The 4,496-nt window shown below is 31.9% G+C and carries 4 protein-coding genes; all 4 read left to right on the forward strand.

Annotation, left to right across the window (positions count from 1 at the left end):
- The first annotated feature begins 208 nt into the window (after positions 1-208).
- Complete coding sequence (gene purD, locus AC30RD_RS06605) at positions 209-1,480, forward strand: phosphoribosylamine--glycine ligase (protein ID WP_489493594.1); 1,272 nt, start codon at positions 209-211, stop codon at positions 1,478-1,480.
- Between the two features lie 4 nt (positions 1,481-1,484).
- Positions 1,485-1,898 carry an RDD family protein gene (locus AC30RD_RS06610; RefSeq protein ID WP_489493596.1) on the forward strand — a complete coding sequence of 138 codons (414 nt, stop codon included), beginning with the start codon at positions 1,485-1,487 and terminating at the stop codon, positions 1,896-1,898.
- Positions 1,891-3,951, forward strand: coding sequence for an LPS-assembly protein LptD (locus AC30RD_RS06615; RefSeq protein ID WP_489493597.1), 2,061 nt, complete (start codon positions 1,891-1,893; stop codon positions 3,949-3,951). Before AC30RD_RS06610 ends, AC30RD_RS06615 begins: the two co-directional genes overlap by 8 nt.
- A 10-nt stretch (positions 3,952-3,961) precedes the next feature.
- Positions 3,962-4,496: MlaD family protein (locus AC30RD_RS06620; RefSeq protein ID WP_489493598.1), on the forward strand; the 535-nt coding region annotated here is incomplete at its 3' end.

The raw sequence follows: 4,496 nt of genomic DNA on the forward strand, positions 1-4,496 counted from the left end.
TTAAAATGGTTGAGTGGTTAAGTAGTTGAGTGGTTGGGTAGTTAGGTGAAAGGCTGAAGGGAGAAGGGGGTAAGGAGGTAAGGGAGTTAGGTGGTAAGGAGGTAAGGCGATAAGAGAGGATTTGATCCCAATTCCCAATTCCCAATTCCTAATTCCCAATTCCCATTTACCAATTACCAAAATCCAATATCTAAGCTAAAGGAATTTAATGAAAGTTTTAGTGGTAGGAAGTGGAGGAAGAGAGTATTCTATAGGGCTTGCCTTAAAAAAAGATAAAAATGTAGATGAGATTTTTTTTGCGCCGGGTAACGGTGCTACGCTTTTTCTTGGAAAAAATGTGGAGGTTACAAACTGGGAAGATTTGGCCGATTTTGCAAAAGAAAACTCTATCGATTTAACCATTGTAGGCCCTGAAGCACCTTTAGTAGAGGGAATAGTAGATATTTTCAAAAGTAAAAATTTAACTATTTTTGGTCCCTCAAAAGAAGCCGCAAAACTTGAAGGCTCTAAAATATATATGAAAAATTTTCTAAAAAAATATAATATTCCAACGGCAAAATTTTTAGAGACCCAAAATTTGGAAGAAGCATACCAATTTATCGACTCTATGAAAGAGCCGATTGTTGTAAAGGCAGACGGATTGTGTGCAGGAAAAGGGGTAATTATAGCTCAAAGCAAGGATGAGGCCAAAGATGCGGCAAAAGATATGTTAAGCGGAAAAGCTTTTGGAGAAGCAGGAAAGAAAATAGTAATCGAAGAGTTTTTAAACGGTTATGAACTATCAATTTTTGCGATAAGTGATGGTGAGAAGTATATTATTTTGCCGGCAGCTCAAGATCATAAAAGGCTTTTAGACGGAGACAAGGGGCCAAATACCGGAGGTATGGGTGCATACGCACCGACTCCGTTGATAGATGAAAAGCTTTATAAAAAAATAGAAGAAAAAATTATAGCTCCTACCATCAAGGGAATGAAAGAAGAAAAAACGCCCTATGAGGGAGTCCTGTTTGCCGGTCTTATGATAGTTGAGGGTGAGCCATATGTTTTGGAATATAACGTAAGATTTGGCGATCCAGAATGCGAAGTATTAATGCCGTTATTAAAAACTCCAGCCGGTGAGCTTTTTTATAAAGCTGCAACAAAAGATCTTGATAGTTTAAATATTGAGTTTTTAGATAAATATGCAGTAGGCGTTGTTTTGGCTAGCCAAAACTATCCTTACGGCAAAAGTAAACCTGCCGAAATTATAATAGATGAGATAGTTCATAAAGATCTAGCTTCTCATGCGCATATCTCATATGCTGGGGTTAGCTTGATAGAAGGAAAACTTTTTGCTACTGGAGGAAGAGTTTTAGTTTGCGTAGGGTTAGGAGATAGTTTAAAAGAAGCAAGAGATTATGCCTATTTGTTAACGGGACAGATCCATTTTGCTGGCAAAAAATTTAGAAGCGATATAGCCTATCAAGCTTTAAAGAGCTAAATAGATGAAAGAGATTTCCTCTATTAACAAAAGGGCTTTTGCCTTTATTTTAGATGATATTTTGGTTTCTGCTATTTATCTGATCATTATTTGGGATTTTATTCCCGCTAAAGCCTCTTTTATGCAAGTATCATCGGCCATAAACAGTTTTGTTTTATATCTTGTTATGATAAAGATTTTTTATCATACTTTTTTTGTTTATAAATATAGAGCCACAATAGGAAAAATGGCATTTAAGATAGAGGTTTTAAGCGACGATTTTAAGACCCCTCCAAACTTTTTACAATCTTTTAATAGAGCGATTTTTAGGGTGATTAGTGAGATTGTTTTTTATATCGGTTTTATAATCGCCTTTTTTGATAAAAATAGACAGACTTTGCATGATAAAACCGCAAAAACAGTGGTGGTAAATGCGTAAAATCGTTATTTATTTTATATTTTTGGGTTTTCTTTTTTCAAAAGATTTACCTCTTGATATTTTTGCAAAAAAAGTTGATGCAAAAGACGGTAAAATCGAAGCTAAAGGCAATGTAGTTATTATATATAACGGATATTATATCGAATCAGATAGAGCGGTTTATGATAAGAATAGCTCAATTTTAGAGCTTTTTGGAAATATAGGTTTTATAAAAGACTCTTCATATACTGTTTTGAGTGATTATGCCCTTTTTGATCTTGCAAATAAAAAGATTTTCTCTAAGCCTTTTTTCTTTATAGAACATGAAAACGGCGTATGGATAAGCGCAAAAGAGAGTAGAGCAAAAGAGGATGAATTTGATTTAAAAAAGTCTTTAGTTTCAAGCTGTAACCCTTCTGATCCCGACTGGAAACTGGCTTTTACTTCCGGAAATTATGATAATAAGCGAAAATGGGTAAATTTATATAATGTTAGATTATATGCAAAAAATATACCAATTTTATATTCGCCCTATATCGGGTTTTCTACCTCAAAAGAGAGAAAAAGCGGACTTTTGATACCGGAGTTTGGAATATCCAATAAGGAGGGATTTGTATATATTCAACCTATCTACATCGCGATAGATCCAAAGTGGGATCTAGAATTTGATCCACAAATTAGAACAGATAGAGGAAAAGGATTATATGTTACGTATAGATTTGTTGATACGCCGTTTTCAGAGGGATATTTTAAAACCGGATTTTTTAAAGAAAAGGATAGCTATTTTCAAGAAGAGGAACTTAAAAATAATAAACATAAAGGATATGAGATATTCTATCAAAGAGATGCACTTATTACAAAGATAGGTGAAGAAGATAGAAGAGATGGATTCTATCTTGATTTTAAATATTTAAACGATATAGATTATTTAAACTTGCAAAAAGAGGGTTCAAGAGAAGATTTTGATTCTATAGTAACTTCGAGATTGAATTATTATTATAATAAGTATGACCATTATATCGGATTTTATTCAAGATATTTTATAGATACTACAAAAATCGATAACGATTCTACATTGCAGATACTTCCTAAACTTCAATACCATAAATATAACAGTTCCTTAATTTTTAAAAACCTTTTATACTCAATAGATTATAAATTTACAAACTATTACAGACAAGAAGGAGTTGAGGCTATTCAACATGAGTTAAATCTACCAGTTGGAATATATTTTAATATTTTTAACGATTATATAGGTTTGTCCGCATCTGAAAATATCTATTTGACATATGTAGATTACTCCCAGACAGAACATTGGATAGAAAATGCCTATATTATTAGAAATTATCATAAATTCTCTTTATATAGCGACCTTTTAAAAAGTTATGAAAACTTTTTGCATACCCTTCATTTAAGCACGACCCTTTTTGTTCCAAGCTACGAAAAAACAAAAGGGGATAAAGAGGATTTTATAACCGTCAATACGGAAACAAAAAGATTGGAAATTAGTCTAAAAGAGTATTTTTACGATTTAGAGGGAAATGAGTTTTTATATCATAGAATAATACAGCCTATTTTTTATGATAACGATTATAAATATGGAAAACTAGAAAACGAAACAGGAATAAAATTTGGTAAAAATATCTATTTTACGAACGATATTTTTTACTCACATGAGTTTAGTAAAATCGACTCAATTACTACAAGTTTAAGCTATAAAAACGAGATGTATAATATTTTGCTTTCTCATTTTTATAAAGATGGGGTGGAAAACGAAAAAGACTCAAATTACATAACATTTGATATAACTAGATATTTATCTAAAAAATATGAACTATTTGGTAAAATTGATTACGATTTTAAAGATGAGTATGTAAGAGAATGGGAGTTTGGTTGGAGATTTTTTAAAAGATGTTGGAATTATACTTTAAGTTATAAAGAAGAAATTAAGCCTATTTTAACATCTGCGGGAAGTTCGTCCGTAAAAAATAGGATTATCTATTTTAAAATCGAGCTTGTTCCTTTAGGTGGGATAGAGCACGCTTTTGAGCAGAGATCTGAAAGTAAAGAGTGAAGGGAAATATATGAAAACTGAAGCAAAAGTAGGGGTTTTTGTAGCGATAGGATTGATTTTTCTTTTTTTATTGAGCACTCAAGTGAATAAATTTGCCCATTTTGGAAAAAAAGGTTATGAAATTTATGCTATTTTAGATAATGTAGATGGATTAGATAAAAATGTGAAAGTAAAAATTAATGGAGTTGAAGTTGGATACGTAAAAGATATAAAACTTCAGGGGCGAAAAGTTAAAACAAAATTATATATATATGAAGGTGTAAAAATTCCTAAAGATTCCGTTGTTCAAATAAATCAAGAGAGTATGCTCGGAACAAAATATCTGAGTATTATTTTAGGAAATTCTAAAGATTATTTAGGCGCAAGCGAAGCGATAAACAGGCAGAAAAAAACTTATACTTTTGAAGAGACAACAGGATCTATAGATGAAGCCGCAAAAGAGTTTAAAGAGTTTATAAAAGAACTAAGGGTCAGCATCAAAGGGACAAACGGAGACGATTTAAAAAAATCTATAGCAAATTTGAGAGAGATTACCGAATCGATAA

This window comes from Nitrosophilus sp., assembly GCF_982775275.1.